This is a genomic window from Paenibacillus sp. SRL342 (assembly GCF_984798905.1).
In genome coordinates this window covers 4809611-4833917 of sequence record NZ_OZ481790.1, presented here as the reverse complement: position 1 = coordinate 4833917, position 24307 = coordinate 4809611, and the positions used below count along the sequence as shown (strand labels likewise).

28 protein-coding genes and 1 tRNA gene are annotated in these 24307 nt (G+C 44.6%); 22 read left to right on the top strand and 7 right to left on the bottom strand.

Annotated elements, in window-relative coordinates; genetic code table 11:
* The first annotated feature begins 102 nt into the window (after positions 1-102).
* Both AC4E8D_RS21280 and AC4E8D_RS21275 read left to right on the top strand, forming a co-directional pair.
* Positions 103-282, top strand: coding sequence for a ribbon-helix-helix protein, CopG family (locus AC4E8D_RS21280; protein WP_221825390.1), 180 nt, complete (start codon positions 103-105; stop codon positions 280-282).
* A 141-nt stretch (positions 283-423) separates the two neighbouring features.
* A complete protein-coding gene (locus AC4E8D_RS21275; protein WP_221825388.1) occupies positions 424-726 on the top strand; it encodes a DUF6809 family protein in 303 nt (100 codons plus the stop codon).
* A 224-nt stretch (positions 727-950) separates the two neighbouring features.
* On the opposite strand, the gene AC4E8D_RS21270 is transcribed toward AC4E8D_RS21275, so the two are convergent.
* Positions 951-1853, bottom strand: a complete 903-nt coding sequence (locus tag AC4E8D_RS21270; protein ID WP_036614750.1) for a manganese catalase family protein — start codon at positions 1851-1853, stop codon at positions 951-953.
* Positions 1854-2113: 260 nt separating this feature from the next.
* On the opposite strand from AC4E8D_RS21270, the gene AC4E8D_RS21265 reads away from it, so the two are divergent.
* The 4 genes from AC4E8D_RS21265 (at position 2114) to AC4E8D_RS21250 (ending at position 3432) form a co-directional block, all read left to right on the top strand.
* Complete coding sequence (locus AC4E8D_RS21265; RefSeq protein WP_221825385.1) at positions 2114-2422, top strand: hypothetical protein; 309 nt, start codon at positions 2114-2116, stop codon at positions 2420-2422.
* 56 nt (positions 2423-2478) lie between these two features.
* Positions 2479-2799 carry a DUF3889 domain-containing protein gene (locus AC4E8D_RS21260; RefSeq protein WP_221825383.1) on the top strand — a complete coding sequence of 107 codons (321 nt, stop codon included), beginning with the start codon at positions 2479-2481 and terminating at the stop codon, positions 2797-2799.
* A 146-nt stretch (positions 2800-2945) separates the two neighbouring features.
* Positions 2946-3167: a hypothetical protein gene (locus AC4E8D_RS21255; protein ID WP_017687387.1), complete on the top strand. Its 222-nt coding sequence runs from the start codon at positions 2946-2948 to the stop codon at positions 3165-3167.
* Positions 3151-3432 (top strand): hypothetical protein, encoded by a 282-nt coding sequence (locus AC4E8D_RS21250; RefSeq protein ID WP_221825380.1) that lies wholly within the window; start codon positions 3151-3153, stop codon positions 3430-3432. Before AC4E8D_RS21255 ends, AC4E8D_RS21250 begins: the two co-directional genes overlap by 17 nt.
* A 419-nt stretch (positions 3433-3851) precedes the next feature.
* Here the strand turns inward: AC4E8D_RS21250 and AC4E8D_RS21245 are convergent, their stop codons facing one another.
* The 3 genes from AC4E8D_RS21245 to AC4E8D_RS21235 all read right to left on the bottom strand — a co-directional run bounded on the left by AC4E8D_RS21245 (position 3852) and on the right by AC4E8D_RS21235 (position 5141).
* Entirely contained in the window at positions 3852-4088 is a 237-nt protein-coding gene (locus AC4E8D_RS21245; RefSeq protein ID WP_105410271.1) for a DUF3892 domain-containing protein, read from the bottom strand.
* A gap of 113 nt (positions 4089-4201) precedes the next feature.
* A complete protein-coding gene (locus tag AC4E8D_RS21240; RefSeq protein WP_036614958.1) occupies positions 4202-4645 on the bottom strand; it encodes a GNAT family N-acetyltransferase in 444 nt (147 codons plus the stop codon).
* A 238-nt stretch (positions 4646-4883) separates the two neighbouring features.
* A complete protein-coding gene (locus AC4E8D_RS21235) occupies positions 4884-5141 on the bottom strand; it encodes a hypothetical protein (protein ID WP_221825377.1) in 258 nt (85 codons plus the stop codon).
* Positions 5142-5345: 204 nt separating this feature from the next.
* Between AC4E8D_RS21235 and AC4E8D_RS21230 the strand changes: the two genes are divergently transcribed.
* From AC4E8D_RS21230 to AC4E8D_RS21200, 7 genes are all read left to right on the top strand, one after another.
* Positions 5346-5417 (top strand) — tRNA-Val (locus AC4E8D_RS21230).
* A gap of 1 nt (position 5418) precedes the next feature.
* On the top strand, positions 5419-5625 hold the full coding sequence (locus AC4E8D_RS21225; RefSeq protein WP_221825375.1) for a hypothetical protein: 207 nt from the start codon (positions 5419-5421) through the stop codon (positions 5623-5625).
* A 4-nt stretch (positions 5626-5629) separates the two neighbouring features.
* Complete coding sequence (locus AC4E8D_RS21220) at positions 5630-7264, top strand: recombinase family protein (RefSeq protein ID WP_221825372.1); 1635 nt, start codon at positions 5630-5632, stop codon at positions 7262-7264.
* A 226-nt stretch (positions 7265-7490) separates the two neighbouring features.
* Positions 7491-9704, top strand: a complete 2214-nt coding sequence (locus AC4E8D_RS21215) for a M1 family metallopeptidase (protein WP_490205195.1) — start codon at positions 7491-7493, stop codon at positions 9702-9704.
* A gap of 338 nt (positions 9705-10042) precedes the next feature.
* A complete protein-coding gene (locus AC4E8D_RS21210) occupies positions 10043-10300 on the top strand; it encodes a hypothetical protein (RefSeq protein ID WP_221825368.1) in 258 nt (85 codons plus the stop codon).
* A 1-nt stretch (position 10301) separates the two neighbouring features.
* On the top strand, positions 10302-11300 hold the full coding sequence (locus AC4E8D_RS21205) for a glycoside hydrolase family protein (RefSeq protein ID WP_237174427.1): 999 nt from the start codon (positions 10302-10304) through the stop codon (positions 11298-11300).
* Positions 11301-11302: 2 nt separating this feature from the next.
* On the top strand, positions 11303-11989 hold the full coding sequence (locus tag AC4E8D_RS21200; RefSeq protein ID WP_221825365.1) for a hypothetical protein: 687 nt from the start codon (positions 11303-11305) through the stop codon (positions 11987-11989).
* A gap of 126 nt (positions 11990-12115) precedes the next feature.
* Here AC4E8D_RS21200 and AC4E8D_RS21195 read toward each other — a convergent pair whose 3' ends face one another.
* Positions 12116-13327 carry a chromate transporter gene (locus AC4E8D_RS21195; RefSeq protein WP_490205194.1) on the bottom strand — a complete coding sequence of 404 codons (1212 nt, stop codon included), beginning with the start codon at positions 13325-13327 and terminating at the stop codon, positions 12116-12118.
* Positions 13328-13547: 220 nt separating this feature from the next.
* Here AC4E8D_RS21195 and AC4E8D_RS21190 point away from each other — a divergent pair, with 220 nt between their 5' ends.
* The 4 genes from AC4E8D_RS21190 to AC4E8D_RS21175 all read left to right on the top strand — a co-directional run bounded on the left by AC4E8D_RS21190 (position 13548) and on the right by AC4E8D_RS21175 (position 15733).
* A complete protein-coding gene (locus AC4E8D_RS21190) occupies positions 13548-13967 on the top strand; it encodes an organic hydroperoxide resistance protein (RefSeq protein ID WP_221825363.1) in 420 nt (139 codons plus the stop codon).
* 142 nt (positions 13968-14109) lie between these two features.
* A complete protein-coding gene (locus AC4E8D_RS21185; RefSeq protein ID WP_017687398.1) occupies positions 14110-14289 on the top strand; it encodes a hypothetical protein in 180 nt (59 codons plus the stop codon).
* 474 nt (positions 14290-14763) lie between these two features.
* Positions 14764-15318 carry a stalk domain-containing protein gene (locus AC4E8D_RS21180; protein WP_036614723.1) on the top strand — a complete coding sequence of 185 codons (555 nt, stop codon included), beginning with the start codon at positions 14764-14766 and terminating at the stop codon, positions 15316-15318.
* A 97-nt stretch (positions 15319-15415) separates the two neighbouring features.
* Positions 15416-15733 carry a DUF1292 domain-containing protein gene (locus AC4E8D_RS21175; RefSeq protein WP_036614722.1) on the top strand — a complete coding sequence of 106 codons (318 nt, stop codon included), beginning with the start codon at positions 15416-15418 and terminating at the stop codon, positions 15731-15733.
* A 208-nt stretch (positions 15734-15941) separates the two neighbouring features.
* Here the strand turns inward: AC4E8D_RS21175 and AC4E8D_RS21170 are convergent, their stop codons facing one another.
* Positions 15942-17417, bottom strand: a complete 1476-nt coding sequence (locus AC4E8D_RS21170; protein WP_047844430.1) for an aminotransferase class I/II-fold pyridoxal phosphate-dependent enzyme — start codon at positions 17415-17417, stop codon at positions 15942-15944.
* 176 nt (positions 17418-17593) lie between these two features.
* Here AC4E8D_RS21170 and AC4E8D_RS21165 point away from each other — a divergent pair, with 176 nt between their 5' ends.
* From AC4E8D_RS21165 to AC4E8D_RS21150, 4 genes are all read left to right on the top strand, one after another.
* Positions 17594-18886, top strand: a complete 1293-nt coding sequence (locus tag AC4E8D_RS21165) for an MFS transporter (RefSeq protein WP_221825362.1) — start codon at positions 17594-17596, stop codon at positions 18884-18886.
* A gap of 253 nt (positions 18887-19139) precedes the next feature.
* Positions 19140-19739, top strand: a complete 600-nt coding sequence (locus AC4E8D_RS21160; protein ID WP_076211433.1) for a hypothetical protein — start codon at positions 19140-19142, stop codon at positions 19737-19739.
* A gap of 172 nt (positions 19740-19911) precedes the next feature.
* The gene (gene gndA / locus AC4E8D_RS21155) at positions 19912-21321 is read left to right on the top strand and encodes an NADP-dependent phosphogluconate dehydrogenase (protein ID WP_221825361.1); all 1410 of its coding nucleotides are present in this window, start codon (positions 19912-19914) and stop codon (positions 21319-21321) included.
* Positions 21322-21912: 591 nt separating this feature from the next.
* Complete coding sequence (locus AC4E8D_RS21150; RefSeq protein ID WP_223868845.1) at positions 21913-22422, top strand: shikimate kinase; 510 nt, start codon at positions 21913-21915, stop codon at positions 22420-22422.
* Positions 22423-22558: 136 nt separating this feature from the next.
* On the opposite strand, the gene AC4E8D_RS21145 is transcribed toward AC4E8D_RS21150, so the two are convergent.
* Entirely contained in the window at positions 22559-22864 is a 306-nt protein-coding gene (locus AC4E8D_RS21145; protein WP_017687407.1) for a rhodanese-like domain-containing protein, read from the bottom strand.
* 105 nt (positions 22865-22969) lie between these two features.
* Here AC4E8D_RS21145 and aroA point away from each other — a divergent pair, with 105 nt between their 5' ends.
* On the top strand, positions 22970-24265 hold the full coding sequence (gene aroA, locus AC4E8D_RS21140; protein WP_490205193.1) for a 3-phosphoshikimate 1-carboxyvinyltransferase: 1296 nt from the start codon (positions 22970-22972) through the stop codon (positions 24263-24265).
* The last annotated feature ends 42 nt before the right edge of the window (positions 24266-24307 follow it).

Below are 24307 nucleotides of genomic sequence, written 5' to 3'. Positions count from 1 at the left end.
ATGAATCTGCTGTCACAAAAACGAACGTATGTTTTATAATTAAATTGACTTTTTGTCCTGACAATAATATATTATTGTCAGGACAAAAAAAGAGGTGAAGCAATGTCCGTCAAAAAGATGGGGCGGCCTAAATCTGACAAACCCAAAAGCAGAACGATTGAAATACGTGTCGATGAGGAAATTATGAACAAGCTCGATATTTCGGCTGAGAAGCTGAATACGAATCGATCAGACATCGTTCGCAAAGGGATTGAGAAGATTTACGGCGAACTCCAAAAATAAAAAAGGAAGCAGCTTGAGTCCGACGAAGAACACCGCTGCTTCCTATGCCGCAATCACTTAAATGAGCGACTGCATAAATATCCTACCATGTGCAGAACGTTCATTCAAGTGAGGTGCGAATTGATATACAGGAGGATGCACATGAATTCGATATTAGAAGCATTATATAATGGACGACTTCGACCGGATGAGATGATGATGCCGACACATCCTGAATACCAAGCGTTAGGGCGGCAGATTGCAGCTCTGACAGAGCAATGGAAGAATCGATTGAGCGATGAAGAAGATGAAGAATTCCGTGAGCTTGAACAGTTATTTGACTTGTGTGGCAGATGTGAGGGCATGCATACGGAAGCAGCGTTTGCACAAGGTTTTCGTCTGGGTGCCAACATGCTAATTGAAGTCATGAGTCAGCGTGAGGAATCGGTATTGGAGTTTAACTAAGTTTAACGATCTGAGTGGAGATCCGGTTTACTTTTACAGCTAAATTATCAGGAAGTGACGTGCATACAATATACTTATCTTGCACCATAAAATGGTATCATAAATTTAGTAGAACAAAGCCCTCCAATCCTCTCTGCATTCAGCAGCAGGGTTCGAGGGCTTCACTTAAACATAGAGTTAAAAAATCTATATATAGGGAAAGAACCTGTTAAACAAATTGTTCTTTAATCCGCAATATTCCCTGCCATCTTCAGACGGCGTGCAATTTCCTTAAAGTCTTCTTGCGATATGCCCGGTGCAAATTCTTCCTCGACCGCAGGAGCTTCTGGAATCGGGAATCCTTCAGGTATCCCTTGGATGACTTCAAGAGGTTGTCCATCTTCGGGGTGAGTTCCTTTCCAGATCTGTCCAATCGTGTTGAAATCTTTATCACTATAGGTGTACAGTTTGGTGTGTACCCCTTTTTCTTCATATTTGCGAGCCTCGTTGAAGGCTTTGTTGTTCAGTGAAGGGATAGGAACCAGCTTGGTCACATTTACGCCAGTTGCAATCTCAAGTGCTTTCGCATATGCGACAACATGCACGCCGCCACGTACCAGCAGGAAACCAACCACTTCCCGGGCTGCCGGGTGATCCGTCATCTCATATACTTTCATCTTATGGGTACGAGCGCCACATTCTAGGAAGAAGTTATGCAGCAGATCCTCGACTAGGTTGCCACTGTTAAAGACGTTTGCTCCCGTCCATGGATTACCCATAGAGTCAAAAGGCATTGCGCCTTGTGCACCTGCCAGGTAGTGATACGACAGACGAGCATCTTTTACGGAACCTAGTGGTGTATCGTCGGGTTCTTTGTACTCGGTTGAACCTCTGAGGCACTTGTTAATACCATGAGACACGAGCTCAACATGACCCAATTCTTCGGCCGTAATACTCATGACGAGGTCATAGAAGGGCTTCAGCTTTTCTTTGGATCGAAAATTAAACGATTGATAGAGGTAGTTGTTCAACGTTGACATTTCTCCGAATTTGCCGCCGAGTAATTCTTGTATGGCTGCCGCAGCATTCGGATCTGGCTTCTCGACATTGGGAATCTCAATCAGGATTTCATCCAGGCGTTTGAACATTCGGGTGTAACCTCCTCAAATTGGTATTACAGATCGTGTAGGGTTTCAGATCGTGAAGTCACTCTGTCATGGCCTATTACACGTCTATTGGGTTTTTTAAACAAAAAAACAACCAAATGGGACTTAAGCATCGCATAACGCAAGCCGCATATTTTCTACCACTTGTTATTTCCTACTATGGTAAAATTTTTGTATAATAAAACATTCAAACAAGTCTTCGTACAAGAGAAGAGAGCCATTAATCTATAAAGGAGTAAGAGATGAACAAGCGTTGGATACAAATAGTTGGGATTGTGATGTTTCTAATGATTCAGATGTACATAAGCAGCCAGCCTGCCACAGCATATGACGTTACGAACGAGGTTCAGGTGGATGAACAAACGAGGCAAAGGCTTGAAAAGAAATACGGGTTGGATCGTCCTCAGGAGCCGAAGACACAACAACACTTTTTCTCGGGTGACTGGGGAATGAGTTTCCGGACAGAGCCTCCTGATTCGTTTGACCGACTTGTTCATGTGGTTCCTTTTTCCCTGCGGCCACTGGCCTGGATCTTTCGTTTATTCGTGTAAAATGAAACCCGGACGGGCAATATAACAGAAACATATTGTCCCAAGGAGTGAGTGAAATGAGAATGCTCATCGTTACCGTCATGTCGGTAGTCCTGAGTTTGGCTGGAATTACATCAGGATCAGGGACCGCTATCCCTGATTATGCGAAGTGGGGAATTATTGCGGTCAAAGAAACACAGACCAAGTATAATGTGGATATTTTGGACTATAAGCATATCGGTCGCACCTCTCTAACAGCGGATCAATCACGGGAACAGTTCAAGTTATGGGTTCGTGCGAAAGACGGCAAGCAATTCGCAGTTTATGTGAATGTTGATTTTAATCCATCTACACAACAGTTAAAGAAAGTACAATTTTCAGAATCGGATCGACACTGATCCGTTATGAACCAGACTGCCTTAATGATTAAGGTGAAAGTCTGGTTTTTTTATTTTACAAAAACCCTTTTTTTACTATTGAATAAAGAACTTGTGTTCGCATATAATATAAAATACAAACAAACGTTCTTATCGGAGGGATGATTATGCTAGGGAAATATATTGGCCAGATGGTGGAGCTTGTCTACATGGATCGTGCAGGGCAGATTACGCAGCGACAGATTCGAATTAACAGTGTACGTGGCGGGATGATTAGAGCATCAGCGGGAAAAGAAGGCTCACCCCGAACATTTCTGGAGCAAGGTATTCTGGCATGGCGTCCTGTTACCGATCTGAATGGGGAGGTAAAGTATGCTGAACGACTTTGAACGCAAGATTTTGCGTATTATGGTGAACTATGCAGGGCAACGGCGCAGGTTGCCGCGAATAGATGAACTGGAGAACAAGACCGGACGAAGCAAAGCATTCATTCATGAGTCATTGCTGGAGCTTGAACGCACCGGGCATATCGCCTGGGAGAACCGGTCTACTCTGGAAGGGATACAGATATTGCAGGCTTGGGAACAGGTACAACAGCCGATTCGCAAAAGCCAGCCTTCCGGGGACTCCGTAAAATATTTTACGGACTATTAGGGTGTGCTTTCAAACTAAGCAAGCTATACGACGATAATGGATGTCAGCATCTAAACAGCCTGGAAGTCCAAGTTGGCTGATCCTGACGAATGAGCAGATGATTTCTAAGGAACACAGGACGTCTTATTTGGCCTTCCGCTCCTCCTTTTTTAAAATTGTATGGAACATCAGACAAGTTACTTCCCGCAATCCCCTGACAAAAACGCTATAAAAGGCCAAAAATTCTGATATAGCGTGTCTCAGATTCCTTAGATCTCTAAGGTGGCTTCAAATCCTTGAATAAGACGCCTTAGATTCGTCGTGGGTCTGAGTTCGGCTTTCAGTAGGTTTTAAGGCACTTTCTAGGAACATAAGAAAACACCAACCCGGGTAACCGGATCGGTGCTTATTGTGTCACATGTAAGACATGTGCATCTATTTTAGAAATGGGGAAGTTGGTCCAGGTTGTTGGTTGGGTCACCGTCGGCATCGCCGCGAATGTACATTTCGCCATCCTTGCCTTTAAATACATTCACACCGGCAATAGCGCCAGCCTGTACTTCTGTAAGGGCCTGCTGATAATCCAGTACACGTCCTGCTGAAGTCTGAAAGGCTGTCAGGTCACCGTCACCATTTTTTTGCACGGCTGTGAAACTCTCGCGTGTTGTCTGATCCATGATGTCACACTCTCCTTATATGACGAGATAGGAATCTGCTTACCTGATTAGCCTATCCCAATTCATCGGAAGTATGCACCATATGCTAATAAAGACCTGCCAACGCGGAGGTTTTACAGGCTCTTTCTCATACGAACATGCAGAATATCTGCATCATAAAAAGGTTCTTCCGAAATCACTTCATAACCCAGTTTTTCATAGAATTTCTGTGCCTGACACTGCGCATCCAGTACAGAATAGGATAAGCCGAGTTCACGTGCCAGCTCCTCCATCGCGAGCAGAAGCACACGTCCATAACCAAATGAACGATGAGATTCAAGCACCGCGATCCGCTGCATTTTGGCCGTATCCTTGCTGTAATAGATCAGACGTCCTGTGGCTACAGCTTGCCCATCTGTACTTAACAATACATGATGCACATCTGGACTGATGACATCATATTGATCAATCTCAATCTCGGCAGGCACCTGTTGCTCGATCACAAAAACGTGATGGCGAATTCCCAGGGCTTGCTCCAGTTGTTCTTCTGTTGATACATAACTAATCTCAGCTGCCAATTCCATTCCTTCTTTCTGCTCTTGCGCGACATATCAGACTGAATTATACAAAAAAATGTTTTTCCTGTATAGTGAAGTCTGGAACATATTGGGAGAGGAGGGGGTAGTGATGGGCATGACAGGCATCATGGTAATTACATTGCTAATGTCGGCGGGAATGATTACTCTGTTGTATTACGTTACGAAGAAAGCATATTCACGCAAGTGGGATGAAGATGAGTAATTCACCTGTTAACCTTCAGGGCAAGACTTCACTGCTTCCTCGCGGAGAATACACATCTTGAATTACAGATTTGGAGTACACGTCCAGCCAGACGGGCAGAGACTCACCATTTTCATTGGGCTGTTGTAATTGTTGGAATTGTACCGTATGTTCATCCCTCTCCAAGCCGCAACCAGTAACGGTTGTAATGAGAATCACAAGCCCAACGCAGGGGAAGAAGCATTTGGTAAATGTATGTTTATTGGATCTTGACCGTTTTGTTATGTTTCTCATAGGGAATTCACCTCGTTGTAGAAATGGTAATCTTTCCTTTATTGTGCACCATTTTGGGTGAATTATAACCAAATAAATCATTGACAATGAACACGGTTACTTGATATGATACTGTTACTTGATTGGGAAACAATTATATATCATGATCTGTTAGCTCAGTTAAATTTAGTAGTACGACCGCTATTGATACATCTTAATTATTACAGGGCGATAGCTCAGCGGGAGAGCATTATCTTGACAGGGTAAGGGTCGTGGGTTCGATCCCCACTCGTCCTATATGAAAAAATTAAAGGCAACTTCTTTTGAGAATTATATCTCAAGAGGAGTTGTTTTTTTATATAATAATATGGCTACCTCCAATAATAAGTGTAGGTGGTTTTTGTTGATAATATATATACTTAATGGTAAAATTTGGATAAAAATAGCAGTGAAAGTAGTTACAACTATCGATAAAAATAATACAGAAAAAAGATATGGTGGTTGATCGAATGGGACAAATAAAGCGTGTTGCAGCACTATATCGAGTGTCCACAAAAGGACAGATGGACGGGAACGATATTCCAATGCAACAACGAGCATGCAGGAAGATGGTAGAGAAACAAGAGGGATGGAAGCTAGTCAAGGAATATACAGAAAAAGGGGTATCAGGTTTCAAAGTACCTGCCTCGAAGCGTGATGTTATCCAAAAGGCCAAAGAGGATGCAGAGAATGGTTTATTCGATGTCTTATTGGTATTTATGTTTGATAGGCTTGGAAGAAAAGACGATGAGACTCCCTTTGTACTTGAGTGGTTTGTAAACAAAGGTGTTGAAATGTGGTCTGTAATAGAAGGTCAGCAAAAAATTGAAGCATACACCGATCGGATGGTCAACTATTTAAGATTCTGGCAGTCAAGCGATGAAAGTAGGAAGACCTCTGACCGTGTCAACGAAAAACATATACAGATGGTCGAAGATGGTATTTTCAGAGGAGGAGGTATTCCCTACGGGTATAAAAGTGTTGATTCCGGTAATGTAAATAAAAAAGGAAAAGCACTGCAAAAACTGTGCAAGCACGAAGAAGAGTCAAAGATCGTACAAGAAATATTCCGACTAGTGCTTGAAGAAGGTTACGGACAATTAAGAATAGCTAAACTTCTAAACGAAAAAAATGTTCCGACAAGAAAAGCAAAACAATGGGGTGCTCCTACTGTAAACGTTATACTTAAGAATCCAATTTACAAAGGAGTGATGAGATACAGAAAAGAAAAAGGAGACGATATATTTTCAAAACCAATCCCTGAATTAATGATAGTTTCAGAAGAGGATTGGAATAGTGTACAGGATATAAGGGATAAAAAGAACCCTAAGAATCCAAAAAGAAATGAAAATTCCATTCCCATGAGCACTAAAGGAAGTTTACTTTTAACTGGAATAGCCAGATGCGGTTGTTGTAATTCTAGATTGACTACGACTACATTTGTAAATAAATACAAAGCAGCTAATGGAGAAATAGTTAGATACAATCAGAATAAAAGTTATCGTTGTAGTGGAAAATTGCAAGGAAAGACGGATTGTAACGGACAGGCAACATTTTCTTCAAAGAAGGTAGAGAGACAAGTCTTAGAAAGAGTGGATGTATACTTAAGTCAACTCAGAACAATAGATTTCCAATCAGAAATTGAATCAATAAAAAAGAAAGTTTCTAATGAAGAAGAGGAAAAAATTAAAACAATGCAAACTTTACTGGAAGGGCACTATGAGGAGCTTGTGGCATTAAACGCTGAGGTTCCAAAAGCTATAATGGGTAAGAGCGCATTCAAGCCAGAAATGCTCAATGGTCTTATCGAGAAAAAAGAAAACGAAATTGAGAAAACTACTGAAGATATTAAGGGAATAGAGCAATTGTTATCCTCCAAAAAAATGGAGATATCAGAGATGGAGACTCTAAAAGATGATCTCCCAGTTTGGCGGGATGTATTTACAAATGCTTCAACAGAGAAGAAGAAAATGATGTTAAGCACATTGTTAGACGTGGTCTACATTAGCAAAGAAAAAATATTGGTTGAAATCAAGGGTGGAATAAAAGAATTACTCGGTCATCTATACAGAGAGAGTAAGGATAGTAAGAGCTCACTTATTTGACAGGGTAGGGGTCAGTGGTTCGAGCTCACTACAGATCATACAGGAGAAGCCTTACATTGTAAGGCTTCTTTTCTTTTTTTTACATACAAACATGAATGCGATTTGCGATAGCTCCATTTTCTCTCCTCTTTTTAAACAAAACTTAAATAAAACATAAATTCAGCGTAAGGTTCGTCTTCTATACTTGGTTCTGAGGTCAACATAGAACAGGAGAAGGAGAGAACTTATGAATTATTCAAACCCATTTACATCAAAGTTAGCCAGAGTAGGGATCGCGGGTACACTGGCTTTAATACTGGCAACAAGCCCACTTGTCAAAATGGGGGTTGTTGCCGCGGAAGCAGACCTATCGCCTGTATCTACAAAGATACATAACACACAGAAAGACTCTCTTGAGCAGACCCCGATTCAATACCAGATCCAGGCTCGGTTGAATGAGAAGGACATGACAATCCAGGGGAGCGAGATGGTAACGTATCGCAACACAAGCAAGGATGCACTCCAGCAGCTGGTCCTTCATACATATGCTGATGCGAACCTCTCCAAGTCTACACAGGCGAGCATGTACCAACAGCATAATGAGAAGATTAGTGAAGATCATCCGGAGAAGACAGCGGAGGACTTTCTGGGTGGCATCGATATTCAGGCTGTAACCGCAGATAGCCAATCGCTGGGCTTCCATAAGGAAAACCAAGCGTTGACCGTGCAGTTGAAGAAGCCCGTTCAACCAGGCGAATCGGTATCATTCCAACTGGAGTTTCAGTTGAATATACCCTATGGCTCACAGCGAGTGTCCTACTACAAGGACATGATCAATGGTGCACACGGGTTCCCGGTGATGTCTGTATACGACGAGGTTAAGCATCAATGGAACAAGGCACCGTATAGTCGAACATTTGAGAGCGATTATTACACCTCATCGGACTTTGAAGTTCAATTAAATGTTCCTGATGAGTATCAGGTAGCCATGCCGGGCACGATCACCACTCAAGACAGTACAGAACATGATCGTAAGATAGTGTCTGCTGTAGCCGAGAATACGAGGGAGTTTGTTTTCTTTGCAAGTCCTAATCTTCAAGTGGAACGTGCTACCCGTAACGGTCTAACGGTGGAATACTATTATTTTAACGATGATCCATCCAAGAAAAAGATAGTTGACCGGTACATTAATCAGGCATTCAAGGTCATTGATTTTTATAGTGAAAAATATGGCAAGTATCCCTATCCAGAGTTCCGAATTGTCGAAACGTATGTACAAGGCGTTGCCGTGGAGTATGCGAGGCTCATTCAGATGGGACAGATTCAAAATGGTGCTGTTCCAGAAGAAGACACAACATTTGTTCATGAAATAGCGCATCAGTGGTTCCATGCATTGATCGGTAATAACTCGGAGACAGAATCCTTCCTGGATGAAGGCTTTGCTGATTTCTCCATGGTGTATTTTGCCGAGAAACAGGGAGACAAGCTAAATGGGTTCAGATCCATACAGTTTGATACTGCGCCCGTAGATATGGCGATTGCGTCAACAAACGATGAAGCTGGGGATTTGGCAAGTTTGGTATATTATCAGAAGGGGCGACAAGCGATCTATCAGCTTTACCGTTCCGTCGGTGAAGAGAAATTTGACGAGTTCATGAGGACATATTTCAAACGCTACGTGTACCAAAATGCAACGGTAGAGGGGCTGCTCCACACCATTGAAGATGTGCTTGGTAAGGAAGTACGTACAGAAATGCAAATGGCCCTATATCAGCCTAACTTTGTCTTAAAGCCGGAATACCAATTATCACAGGAAGAGACCGCCGCCTATGTACATGACATGTTACAACTACAGTATCAGGCTGTCATGAGAATGATCCCTAATCTGCCTTATGAAGTAATGAATCGATTGATGGACAAAGTCCTTCAAGGCGAGAAATTAACCATTGTGCTTAGCGATCAGGTGAGTAAGCTTGCAACTAAACAGCAGGAAGATATGGTTAATCAGTTGACCGGATTCCTTGATATGACCGGTATGAAATACGACGTTATACGGGATCGCAAGGAACTGAAGCAAAAGATGAAAAAAGAGATCGGCAACAGCAACCTTATTGTCATTGGCAATGCCAAGTCAAACGGTCTGGTGCAGGCTTTAAAATCCGGCATGATCGATCGGGCGAAACAGACAGGTTTTCCTTGGAAAAATACCATGAATGAACCTCTCGCTGCTGGTGCATATGTGATCAAACATCCCTATAACCAGAATCGATTGATGCTTCATTATTTCTGGAATGAGGATCATCTGAGTGATGAGGCATTTGAAGCCTTTAAGCTGAAAATACAAGAGTCTGTCGGATTCACTAACGATTTTTACCAATACTATCTATTGGATCACCAAGGCAAGGAGAAATCCAATAAAAAAATAGCGAATCCCATATCTTCATTTTTTGCGGAGCAATAAGTCATTGGCTTTAGAAAAGTGAAGAAAGCATCCCTTGTAACACCACGAAATAATTGTTTAAGAGAACATCTATATTGCAGTTTCTTCTTCTAATCAGGTTAGCCAATTGTTATTGGTTAGCCTGTTCAGTCATTTTAACAAAAGCAAACCGATGGTTGCACAACTCACTCCCCTCCATAGAAAAAATATAACCTTCAAAAAGTCTAAAAGGAGATAAAATTTTATGTTGTTTTGCAAACCAGTCTTGGAATATTAGGCCTTAAAATGGGCATGATGCTTTAACAGAAAGGTAACTTCATGAATATACTTATCGTGAGAAAACAATAGGAGGGATTAATATGAAGGATCAACATTATCCTGGCATGCCATGGAAAGAGACAGTCACTGATCACAACGGTAAGGAAAGCAAAGGAATTAACAAAATGAAAGCGTATTCATATAATACAGGCATTCGCTCTATCATTCGTGTTATTCAGGGGCCGGCTGCGAATATGGGTAATGTTGTTGATCTCTCAAATCTACTAAAGGGCGCATCGGAATTAGTATACTTCTCTCCATTGGACGTTGTCACCCTGCACGTTAAGGAGGTTGTGTAACATGTCAATGATTGAAAAAAATATCCAGGCAGAACAGACTGCTAATGTCACGGCCAACAGTTTCACTTCACCTTATGATTATTGCGATGCAGAAACCAGACGGATGTACACGCCTCAATTTGATAAAAAAATGGACAATCCTATCTATACCGCTGCAATGGCGGGTCTGCAATCGATCTATTGGTTTCGGGCGATCAAGGTAAAAGGGCTTATCCCTGATGCAAAAGCAGATTATTATGCTACGTATTCTACCAACCATAATCACATCGGAGGAATTGGACTAGCCTATTCGAACAGCCCGACAGGACCATGGACCAAACACGGACAAGTGTATCTCGATACCGTGGTTGGGAATTCGACGGAAACTCCATTTGTGATCTGGAACGATGAAGAACATTTGTTCTTTATGTATTATCAACAAAACGGTCTAGGGATCAATCAATCAACGGCACTTGCGACCTCTGTAGACATGATCAACTGGACAAGAGTGGGTTTGATTTTGGACAAACCTCCCGGGTTCCCTGGTGATGGTCATACCGGTTACTTCTCGTGTTTCAGAAATGGCGGCAAATGGATCGGTTTCTCGGTGATGGGCGGTGGTGACTTTGGTCGTAAATGTATCTGGCATTCACATGACGGACGTAGCTGGTTAGCTGATCCAAGGCCATTAATGGGTGGTAATGATGCCACTTTAAGTGCGGGAGAAAATATTTCGAGACCCAATGCTGGTGTATTTATGTACAAAGGGAGCATGTGGTGGATAGGCATGTTGTCGGCTTATGCTTCCGGTGGGGTTACGACTGTAGCTCGGCCAGCCATTGCCAAGATCAGCGCAGACTTTCGTCAACTGCTGGACAAACCTACGGATATATATTTTCCGGCATTGAATTGGGAAACGACCAACATGCAATCCTTAATGGTGTCCGTTATGGACGGCGTAGTGTACGTGTATTACAATACCGATCATAATATCGGTGTAGCCTATTCGGTGGGGGTGTAGAGATGGTTATACGTGATGCAGCAGGTCAGATCGTGCCCTTTGGAAAGGTTCACAAACAGCTTGTGGCCGATTTTCTTTACGGAACGTTACCGGATTGGGTGGAGGTGGTGGGCACCCCTACGTTTGAGCCTTTGCCCGACAGAGGGACCATAACCGTTACAACACCAACAACGGCAGGAGCCACGGCAGAGTTGAAAATGAAACATCTGATTGACAGCTCGAAAGTAACCGCAATTGCAATCACTTTGGAAGCGCTACAATTAAACGGGAACATTGGAATCTCAGTTCAGGTTGGCATTAAATCGAAGGATAGCAAGGCCGGAATCACCTTTTTTCAAAACGTAAATCAGAAGTATGGTATGGTCCGTGCCTATAAAGCAGATGGAACGTACACGGATTTTAATCAAAACATGGTGTTCTTCACCACACATGGCGTAGCAGGAGATGAAGCACAGAACCGTAAGAATCTCACTGTGCTGCTCTGTACCGGATTACAGTTCTCACCGGGGTTCGAGAGACCGTCCGTATGGCTTGGTGCGGATGATCAGTATGGCGGTGTTGCTGCTGACCTTAGCGGGGGGTTGTTCCAACATGGAGAATTGCAGTGTCTTTTGAAACTGACTACAAGCAAGGCAGAGGCCAAGTATTTCAAATGTGCACAGATGAAAGTGGATATCTGGAGTAACTGAGATTGGAATGACAAAGAGAATAAATAGATTATCTGCATGGATAGGTGAAAGATATACTTGAAGTAATGTGGTACCTAAACACGGACGCTTTGAAAATGAAGTGCAGTGTTTGGGTACCTTTTTTATTTAGAGATGGTTCATGATTGTACCGCCTGCTGCACCAGCAACGACAACGATCCACGGTGGTACTTTCCAAAAAACGAGCATTAGAAACAACATACATACCAGTGCAAAATCAACAGGAGTTAGGATCGCAGTTGTCCAAAGCGGATCGTACAACGATGCCAACAAAATACCTACAACAGCTGCATTAATTCCGATTAATGCTCCTTGGATTTTCGAGCTTTTACATAAAGAATTCCAGAAGGGCAATGCGCCTACGATCAGAAGGAACGCTGGCAAAAAGATAGCAATCGTTGCAACCAAAGCACCGGGAATCCCACGCATCATCGCTCCTAAATAACTGGCAAAGGTGAACAATGGTCCGGGTACAGCTTGTGCTGCTCCATATCCCGCCAAAAAGTCGGACTTGTTCATCAGACCTGTAGGGACAAATTCACGTTCCAGTAACGGAAGTACAACATGCCCTCCACCAAATACAAGTGATCCTGAACGGTAGAAGCTATCAAAGAATAACAGCCATCCCGAACGATCAAATGGTGTGAGTAACGGGAGAAGAATCAGGATTCCAAAGAACGTAGCCAAACAGACTATTGCCAAGTTACGACTCACCGGAACAGACAAGTCTGCTGTCTTAATACCTGTCATTTTTCTAAAATGAATCATGCCTATTATGCCTGCAATAACAATAAAAAGGATTGGAGTGAACGCAGTCGGCCACACAAGAGTCGCCGCTGCAGTAAAGATAGCGATGGTTGCCCTGTAACGGTCAGGAGTTAGTTTTTGCCCCATGCCCAATATCGCCTGAGCGACAATAGCTACAGCAACAATTTTAAGACCATGAATCCAGCCAGTACTGCTGATATCAAATCCTTGAAGAAAGAAAGCGAACAAAACTAACACAATGACAGAAGGAAGTGTGAAACCAAGCCAAGCCATCAGTCCCCCCAACAAACCGCCGCGGATGATGCCAATTCCAATCCCGACTTGACTGCTGGCAGGCCCGGGCAAAAATTGACACAGCGCAACTAAATCTGCATAGTTTCGTTCATCCATCCACTTTCTACGGCGAACATATTCTTCATGAAAGTAGCCGAGATGAGCGATCGGTCCTCCAAATGAAGTCAGGCCAAGTTTGGTTGATACAGCCAACACCTCAGAAAGTGCTCTGACTGTATGTTTGGGCTTGTCCGGGGTTAGAAATGAATTATTCTCCAAAGGTGTTATTCCTCCTTAACGGTTCGATGCAGGCTATCCAATAACTACATTATAATCCTCCTCATCGCTATTCATTTAAACGTAGCATTAAACTATATTATTTTTTTTATATTAGCTATTTACATGCACAATTTAATTGTGTACAATGTAATTGTTAGCGATTGAAGAGAGATCAAAATTTAGTCAAAATAAATCTAATCAACTAAAGGAGTTTTCACAAATGAAAACATTATATGAAACAACAGTAATCAATACAGGCGGACGTCAAGGCATCGTACAATCCCCAGATAACGTGTTTATGCTGGATGTTGCTGCACCGCCTGAACTCGGAGGACAAGTGACGACAGCTACCAATCCGGAGCAGTTGTTTGCAGCAGGGTATAGTGCTTGTTTTAACTCCGCACTGGAGTTTCAATTGAAGAAACACAAAGTTGAGATTGAAAGAAGTACGGTAGCTGCAACCGTAATGTTGGTGACGGACTCTGAGGATAACGGCGTGAAGCTTCAAGTCGATTTGGAAGTTAAAATCCTTGGTCTGGATGAAGAAACAGCACAGAAGTTTGTGAAACTTGCCCATGACTACTGCCCATATTCCAAAGGAATTAAAGGAAACGTGAATGTTAGCGTGGAACTCGCGTAATCACTGATACTATTTGTTGATAAGAAGCCTCCGAGAAATCGGAGGTTTTTTGGTGTTTTATGCATAAAAATCAATTTCGCACTCAATTGTGGGTTATAATGGTAGTAAGTTTACACAAAACTGCTGAAAGGGGAATGTACTTATGATGGATTTTAGCAAACCACCCCATGGCTCTGAGACCGATACTCACCGTCAGCGTCATCAGGAGAATGAACAGAAATACCTGTCCGGAGGCAAGAGCATTTGGTATGAAATCAGCAACTGGCTCATTCTCGGAGGTATCCTCCTTGTCATATTTTTATTATTTAAATACGTTTTCTAAGTAGACACACAACCGGGCGAATCCCCATATGATGGACTACATCAGTAAGCACTTGGGGAAATGGGGAATCCGGGATGGCAAAAGCAAAGGGCAAGAAAGCTCCCGCATTAAAGAGTGATAAAATACGTGTATCCATGAAGTTGGTCACTTCGGATGTATGTGAGAGATGTAAGACACCCTGTACACGAGGAATGGATTATGCTGCACGTATGAGAATTGAAGGGGCTTTAGGCAAGGGCGTTCCCTGTATATTGACCCGCCATACTTCTTCATAACTCTTCGTATAATCCTGTATATATAACAATTATAGATCAGGGGCATCCTTTAATGAGGATCGCCTCTTTTTGTGCATTCCAAGGGGTGGAAAAAATTCTGGATAAAAAATGAAAAATGATGAAAAACAGCGCAACTTTGTGGATGAATCTGCAGTATAAATGTACAACAGCTAGCAGCAGGGGAGGGAATATTGACGGAATGAAATGGAAACGAATATTGCTTTGTGTCACGGTATTCTCCTTGCTCGGCGGGTCTTTATTGTTTGCTGACTCAGTGAACGAGAAGATTCGTGTTCTCATTAACGGCAAGGAAGCAGCTGATGGAGGTTATCTCATTGATGGAACGACCTATGTACCTGTAAGAGAAGCCGGAGGCGTCGTCAAATGGGACAGCAGTAACAAGAGAGTAACGGTGATCAAACCGAATGTACATATTTTTCTCTTCAAGGGAGACACTGTATTTGGCAACGTTAACGTAGGTAAGCTGAAATTCAATGTATTTTCACAAGTGGACAGTCTGACAGCAGATGTAGCTGCGGTGAAAGTAACGATTACCAATCCAAGCGGTCAGGTGAAGGATATCCAGTCACAGGAGCTTACGACACAGAAGGATAACTTCTGGTTCCGCACATATGATTTTACGTATGATTTCAGTCGTGCTGGCAAGTATCAGGTTGGCTTTCATATTAAAGAAAATGCAAACAGCAGCTACGTCCTGGTAGCGGAGAAAATCATTACAGCGCTGAACGATTGAAGCGAAAATAACCCTGTGGGTTAAATTGACCTGGGTCATTGAACATGTTACGATATGCAAGGTTACACAATTTCTATTTATAAAGCGAGGTATTTCAATGAGCGATCACACACATGAACACGGCGATGGCTGCGGATGCGGGCAAGACCACGACCACGACCACGAGCATGAAGAAGTCCTTCTCACATTAACAGACGAGAACGGCCAAGACGTGGAGATGGTTTTGGTGGAGACGTTTGACGTGGAGAAGCATGTTTATGCGCTCCTGCTGGAACGTAACAATCCTGAAGCTGACGGCATCATCCTGCGTATGGAAGAAGAAGACGAGGAAATGGTGCTCTACAATATTGAAGACGAAGAAGAGTGGAACCGCGTTGAAGCGGCTTACAACGAACTCGTTGCATCACAAGAATAGTCATTCTTTTGGAACATAACATGAAGGCTCCTTGATCTCAGGGGGCCTTTTGTTTGTTTTTAAGAGGTATACGAGCATGTACACCACCGGTTTGAACGACGAAATAGACGGGAAAATGCAAACTCGTTTGTCCCATAAAATAAAAAAAGGACCAAGCTTAAGGCTTGGTCCTTCAAGTTTATTCCATTCACAGGGTGATGGAGTTGTTTTAGAAAATGGCATCGGCTTCCACGATCACTTTAACGTTGGTTACGCTGCGATCTTCGGGTCCTTTGACGGGTAATCCAACTTCGACATGATCGATGATGTAGTCGATGTTTTCCTGGGTGATAACCTCACCCGGTAACAGGATTGGAATTCCTGGCGGATAGACATAGATGAATTCCGAGATAATACGTCCCGCGGATTCTTTAAACGGAATCACTTCGGTATCACCGTAGAATGCATCGCGTGGAGTCAGCATCAACTGTGGAATATCCGGTACTTTTACGACCAGTTCATGGGCCGGGTTCACTTGATAATAGGTACGGGAGAGATCCTGCAAAGCGTTCAGCAAGATATCCACACTGTCATCCGTATCTCCTGGCGTGATGAGACACAGAATATTGTACATATCACTAAGTTCGACCTCGATGTTGTAATGTTCACGCAGCCAGTTCTCTGTCTCATATCCTGTAATACCCAGATGGCGAACATGGATCGTTACTTTGGTTGGATCATAGTTGAAGGTCGCTTCTGTACCCAGCAACTCTCTACCGAAGCAATACAGGCCATCCATATCGTTAATTGAACGTCTGGCAAACTCAGCCAGTTCAATCGCCTTCTGTGCAATCTCACGACCGTGGAGTGCCAGGTTACGTCTTGATGTATCGAGTGAAGCAAGCAAAATGTATGAAGTTGATGTTGAGGTGAGCAGACTCAGGATCGTCTGTACACGCTGCGGGTTCACGAACCCATTCTTCGTGTTCAGGTTGAGTACGGAACTCTGTGTCATGGAGCCACCAAGCTTGTGAACACTGGTTGCAGCCATATCGGCACCTGCTGCCATTGCAGACAACGGCAGATCCTCATGGAAATGAATGAGTACGCCATGTGCTTCATCAACAAGTACAGGGACTTGGTAGCTGTGTGCAAGCTCAACAATCTCTTTCAGATCGGTAACCACGCCGTAATAGGTCGGGTTAATTACAAGCAATGCCTTGGCATCTGGATGACGCTCAAGTGCGCGACGGATAGACTGTGTAGTCACTCCATGGTCAATGCCCAGATTGGCATCTTGTGAAGGAGAAACAAATACGGGTTTGGCGCCTGAGAAAATAATCGCGGACAAAACCGATTTATGCACATTACGGGGCACAATAATTTTGTCACCAGGTGAACATACAGACAGAATCATGGTCATAATGGCACTGCTTGTGCCTTGTACACTAAAATAGGTATAATCGGCTCCGAAGGCATCTGCTGCCAAAATCTGTGCTTCCTGAATGACACCGGTTGGCTGATGCAGGTCATCCAACGGTGCGATGTTAATCAAATCTATGGAGAAGGCATTATCGCCAATAAATTCACGGAATTCGGTATCCGCTCCCAATCCTTTTTTATGGCCCGGAATATGAAACTGTACCGGATTGAGTGCCGCATGATTTTTTAAAGCGGTAAACAGCGGCGTACGGTGGTGATTCATCAGTGCTGTCACAACCCTTCCTAATAAAATTGGTAAACAAAGATGAGTATAGCAAATTAAGAACCGAATGCAACAGTATAATCGACAATTTTTTAAATTGCCGAGATTTGGGCACATTCCCCACGGTTACACTAAGGATAGGGAATAGGCAAATGAACACCGAAAGGGGAAAAAGAATGCAAACCGACACAAAACCAGCCAAAATTTTGCGATCACCATTTTTTATCGCGATGTGGCTGACACTTTTTCTAGTTGAAATTATCAAAGGAGCCCTGTTGGTAGCTGTTTTGCCCGTGTATATGGACAATATACTGGGTCTGTCTGCAGGCGTCATTGGTGTGGCATTTGCTCTTCAATATCTGGGTGATAATCTGTTCCGGGCGCCTTCCGGCTGGGCAGCAGAACGGATCGGGTTCCGCGCAACGATGGTTACAGCACTAATCTGTACCTTAATCGCTGTTATTATGATCCTTTTTCTCAAAAGTGCCTTTGGACTGGCCATGGCCTGTCTCATTCTTGGCATTGGTACGTCACCACTATGGCCTTGCGCCATGACAGGCGTGACTGCGATGTCAGGCCCACAGAACAAGAATGGTACAGCAATGGGGGCGCTGGAGATGGCTGCTCTCGGGGGAACGGGGCTTGGACCTATAGGCATGAACTGGCTGCTGGAGCGCACGCATCATGATTATCGAACGATATTCCTCGTGCTGATGGGTTGTGCCATTCTCGTTATTCTGGTGGCCATGATTCTTCCTGGACGTGTCATTGTTGAAGGGGAGCATGCCGAGCAAGCAGCGAAGAATAGTGATGTGAAATATCCAGCCAAACCGAATCTGCTCACGCCGTTCATCCGGCTGCAAAAGAGTGTGAAGGGCACACTGCAAAGGGTACGCAGCACACTTAATGTTAATCCGCTCGTGTATCCTGCCTTGTTTATGCAATCGTTTGTCATTGGGCTGCTTAGTCCAGTAATCACGCTATATACACGCACAGACCTGCACATCTCACCGAACCTTTACAGTTTGTTGCTGATTGCGGGAGGTGGAATAACCGTTATTGCCTTGCTGCCTGTAGGTAAAATGGTAGACAGGTTTGGTACTAAACCGTTCCTGAATATTGGTTTTTTGATGGCGGCGGCGAGTCTGTTCGCATTCTCCTCCATAACATCCATTCCGGTGGTGTTTGGTATTGTCATGCTGGTGGGCATCAGTTATGCCATGATTTTGCCCGCCTGGAATGCTTTTGTAGCCACTCTGATTCCCAAAGGAGAGCGGGGAGCAATCTGGGGATTCTTCCTTACATTGCAGGGATCAGGCATGGTTGTAGGCCCCATTGTTTCCGGACTGCTGTGGGACCACGTGAGCCATCCGGCCCCATTCATTGGCAGTGCCATCGTCATGGCAGGACTTGCCGTTGTGCACTTTGTGTTATCCCGCAATCCGTTTCGCACCGCTCCAGCCAAATAAGCAAAAGAAAAGGGAGTTCCACCAACCGTCTTGGTTGTGGAGCTCCCTTTTTCGCGTCCAATATATCACGATAATCGGGGGCTTGCCCCTGTGCGTCTGCGGAAAGCTGCAATCCGGTGGTCCTTTCGGTGAAAAATAGTCAAATAACCAAGTACCCTTACATAAAATGAAGTATAAAATAGGGTAAGCCGATTGAGTAGAAGCGATTGAAGACGAGGGCCGGAGTTGATCCGGTACAGATGGAGGGAGTGCCGTGAATAAGAGTTATGAAGTTGAATATTGCAATCTGGAGCTGCGGTTCAACCGTCGGCATATCCAAAATTTGATCAGAGACCTTATTCGTGAGGGATATTCACTATATTGGAGCGAGGACGAATCCTTTTTTATCCTGTCAGTCCGGACCGGCCGCAAGCTGGTAAAGCTCCGCTTTCAACAGACACGCACGGGGAACTACAAGATGACTGGAGATTATATCATTAAGGATGCAAAACTTGCAGAGTGGCTGGAGAAGCTGATTGGAGATACACGCGGGCATGCAGTTGTGAAGCGGTTCAAGGATCAGCAGATGACCGTGGAGAACATTTTATTCGGTGAAGTCATTCGTCTCGTGGAAGTGTCTGGGTTCAAACAGCGTGTCATTTTTCAAAAGGAACCTGCGCCGACGGCGGAAGAGATGGAAGAGATGTTCCTCTCGCGTGAAGGTGAGGAAAGGCTCATGTTGTTGCGCATGGAAGTGGATGATGAACTGGAACGCCTCTACACGGCCATGCAGATGGATAATATCGAAAAAGCAAATGCTTGCCGCGAAGTCTTAAAACAGTTGTCTGGGCATCTGTTAATGTTGGAAGGATGACAAGATAAGGCCGTATTTATGAAAATACGATGAACACCTCAGCAGATTGGGGTGTTTTCTCGTTGCGTAGCTGTGCCACGGGGTTCACTTCTATACATAAAACCGTTAAAATGGGAGTATTGTTGAGAATTTATTTCAATAAAATTAATTGGAGCAAAGGATGGAGGACCAGATGACAAAACAACAAATTGGCGTAATTGGCCTGGCTGTCATGGGCAAAAATTTGGCCCTTAACATTGAAAGCAAAGGTTTCTCAGTATCGGTATATAACCGTTCCCCGGAGAAAACCAATGATCTTCTGAAAGAAGCTGAAGGTAAAAACCTGACAGGCTCATTCTCCATTGAAGAGTTCGTAGCATCCCTGGAATCCCCGCGCAAAATTTTGATCATGGTACAAGCCGGTAAAGCGACCGACGCTACCATTGAACAACTTCTTCCTCACCTGGATGAGGGCGACATCATCATTGACGGAGGGAACGCATACTTCCCTGACACGCAACGTCGCAGCAAAGAGTTGGAAGACAAAGGCATTCGTTTCATCGGTACAGGTGTATCCGGTGGTGAAGAAGGCGCACTGAAAGGCCCTTCCATCATGCCAGGTGGACAGGAAAGTGCTTATAAACTGGTTGAACCGATCCTGACGGCGATCTCGGCCAAAGTCGGTGACGATCCATGTTGTACATATATTGGACCAGACGGTGCCGGACACTATGTGAAAATGGTGCATAACGGTATCGAGTACGGAGATATGCAGTTGATTGGTGAAGCATACCACTTGCTCAAATCCGTATTGAACGTTTCTGTTGAAGAGCTTCATGCAATCTTTACGGAATGGAATCAAGGAGAGCTGGATAGCTACCTGATCGAAATCACAGCAGATATCTTCTCCAAATACGATCCAGAAACAGGGAAACCAATGGTTGACGTCATTCTGGACGCGGCTGGACAAAAAGGAACAGGGAAATGGACAAGCCAAAGCGCGCTGGATCTCGGCGTACCATTGTCCATGATTACGGAATCCGTATTCTCCCGTTTCCTGTCTGCCATGAAGGACGAGCGTGTAGCAGCTAGCAAAATCCTGAATGGACCAGCGACTGAAGCATTCTCTGGCGACAAAAAAGCGTTCATTGAGAGCGTGCGTAAAGCCCTCTTCGCAAGTAAAATCGTATCCTACGCACAAGGATTTGCACAAATGCGTGCAGCTTCCGACGAGTATGGCTGGGATCTGAAATACGGCAACATTGCCATGATCTTCCGTGGCGGTTGCATCATCCGTTCGCAGTTCCTGCAAAACATCAAGGAAGCTTATGATAAAGACGCAGCTCTGAAAAACTTGCTCTTGGATCCGTACTTCCAAAACATTGTTGAGTCTTATCAAGACGCATGGCGTGAAGTTGTAGCGGCTGCTGTAAAACAAGGTGTTCCGGTACCTGGCTTCTCCAGCGCTCTTTCTTACTACGACAGCTACCGTACAGAGCGTCTGCCAGCCAACTTGCTGCAAGCTCAACGAGACTACTTCGGTGCTCACACGTTCAAACGTGTGGACAAAGAAGGCAGCTTCCACCACAACTGGATGGAGTAGTACCACATATACAAGTCTATTAGATTTGGCCAAAGCGTCCTTAAGTAGGAGCTTTGGCCTGCTAAGGGGCTCAAAAGAGGTTTGGCGTTCCGGTGATTGCCGGTCAACGCTGGGCCTCTTTTTTTACTGTGTTATACAGTAATAATGTTGATAAAGAAGATATGTAGCTGATTCTAGACCTAATGAACAGGAGACACTCTATTTTGGCAAAATGAGCCGGTTCTATTTTTTAACGAACTCAGAAGGCACTATTTCGATAATTCATAGCGAGATGTCGAGGTTTTGACGGTGATTTTTGGAAATAAGTTTACTCAGATTCTTAAGAAGTTTAACTGCGCCTATTTACCGTAAATAAGCTCATTGGAGTTCGTTAGGTTAATAGTTGGTCACTGATTGAGACGTTTGGGGGCTCAAAACTGCTTGAGGGTGATCTGACGTAGGCTTAGATGCCGGAAGTTACTTGATCTGTCTTGGAAGGTTGCGGAAGGTCGAAAAGAAGTCGGTCAGGAGATGGTCTTTCCCAGTCCGCAGGGCTGTGTTATGATAGGACAAAAGTGCTCACGAATTGCTTGAATTAAAGGAGTGTACACCTTGAGCAAGTCTAACAATATTATTCTCATCGGCATGATGGGAACCGGCAAATCAACCGTCGCTGACATGCTTGCACGTGAGCTTGGTTATCGATTGATTGATGTAGACGCCGCGGTGGAAAAAGAGGAAGGCTGTACGATTCCAGAATTGTTCACTGGCAAGGGAGAGACGTATTTCCGTGATGCCGAGAGCCGCATGTTGTGCTCGATGCTGGAGAAGAAGTCACAGGTCATAGCGACCGGAGGTGGCGTGGTGCTGCGTTCGGATAATTGTGACGTGATGCTGAAGAATGGTTGGGTTGTTGCCTTGACTGCTGATCCGGCAGTGATTGTAGAGCGTGTTAGTGGCTGTGACAACCGTCCACTTCTCGCAGGCAATGCAGAGGAACGCATTCAGGCAATTATGGAAGAACGGAAAGACGCATATCGGTTCGCACATTATACGGTGGATACAACCGAGTTATCCGCTGCCGAAGTGACTCGTTTAATTTTAGCGCATTACCGCGTCTAAGCTTGTTATCATCGAAGTTTGATGGTTGATAGGTGGTGGCAGATATAACAAAACGGGCCATATAGGCCCGTTTCTAGGAGTGGAGCAGAACAGAAGTCACAAGGTTACAAATGACTTCGCTTCTCTCCGGGTTTCTCTAGTCTTCCTGTTGCCACTGAAGCATACCGCCGACCATGTTTGTACAGCCTTCATATCCCAGTTGTTGCAGATATTCACAGGCACGCTCACTGCGGTAACCGCTACGACAGATAATCACGATCTCGCCTGATTTCTCAATCTCAGACAGTCGGTCCGGAATCTGTCCAAGCGGAATATGCTTGGCTCCTTCGATCATGCCTTGCGCGACTTCATCGTCCTCGCGGACGTCTATCATCTGCAGCTTCTCTCCCGCCTGTAAACGGCGGCGCAGCTCAGACGTTTCAATTTCAGCTATTTGTGTCATATTCAGGTCCTCTTTTCTGTATGGACTTAACGCTATAATGATACCCAAGCGATGCACGGAATGTCAATTTGGCCACAATATAATCAACGAAGGAGAATTTCATCCATGGACGTTATTGTTAAACCAACCCCCACTCTGAACGGGGAAATCGGGGTTCTGTCCTCCAAAAACTACACTACCCGCTATTTGCTGGCTGCTGCACTGGCAGAAGGCACAAGTACCATTCATTTCCCGGCACACAGTGAAGACAGTGACGCCATGCGCAGATGTATTCGCGATCTGGGGGCAGTACTTGAAGAAGACGACAGCAAGATTGTGATCCAGGGCTTTGGCAGTCATCCCCGTGATGTGCGTGAATTGAATGTTGGGAATGCGGGTGCTGTACTTCGTTTCCTGATGGGCGTTACAGCGCTCTGCCCTGAAGTTACTTTTGTGAATACGTACCCGGATTCACTGGGCAAACGCCCCCATGATGACCTGATCGATGCGCTTGGTCAATTGGGTGTAGAAGTACAACATGAACAAGGACGCCTGCCGATTACAATCAAGGGTGGCAATGCCAAGGGTGGACACATTCGTGTATCCGGCTCCGTCAGCTCCCAATATCTGAGTGCATTGTTGTTTGTAACTCCGTTGCTTGCAGAAGACAGCACCATTGAAGTACTGAATGACCTGAAGTCCAAGGTCGTTATCGGACAGACGCTGGAAGTGTTGGAGCAGGCAGGCATCGTTATCCATGCAAGTGATGATTACATGTCCTTCCGTGTACCAGGTGGACAGGCTTACCAGCCGACGACCTACACGGTTCAAGGGGACTACCCGGGCTCGGCAGCCGTTCTTGCCGCAGCTGCGGTTACACAGTCTGATGTGAAAATTCTGCGACTGATGGAGCAGAGCAAACAGGGTGAACGTGCCATCGTTGACGTTCTGCGCATGATGGAAGTGCCTTTGACACATGAGAACGATGTCGTACACGTTCAAGGTAATGGCAGACTGAAAGCGATTGAATTCGATGGGGATGCCGCGACGGATGCCGTTTTGGCTATGGTAGCCGCAGCTGTGTTTGCGGAAGGCACGTCACGGTTCTATAATGTAGAGAACCTGCGTTACAAGGAATGTGACCGAATCACCGATTACTTGAACGAACTGCGGAAGGCAGGAGCGAACGTTGAAGAGCGTCAAGCTGAGATTATTGTACACGGACGTCCGGAAGGCGTTGAAGGCGGCGTGGAGATTAATGCTCACTACGATCATCGTGTAATTATGGCGCTAACTGTCGTTGGTCTGCGTTCCAAGGAGCCGCTTCGTATTCGGGATGCACACCATGTAGCCAAGTCTTATCCGCAATATTTCGATCATTTGCAGGCGCTTGGCGCCTCGGTTCAATGGGTAAAAGAGTAAAATAACTGAAACCTGTCTTTTGAACACGCACTTTAATCAGAA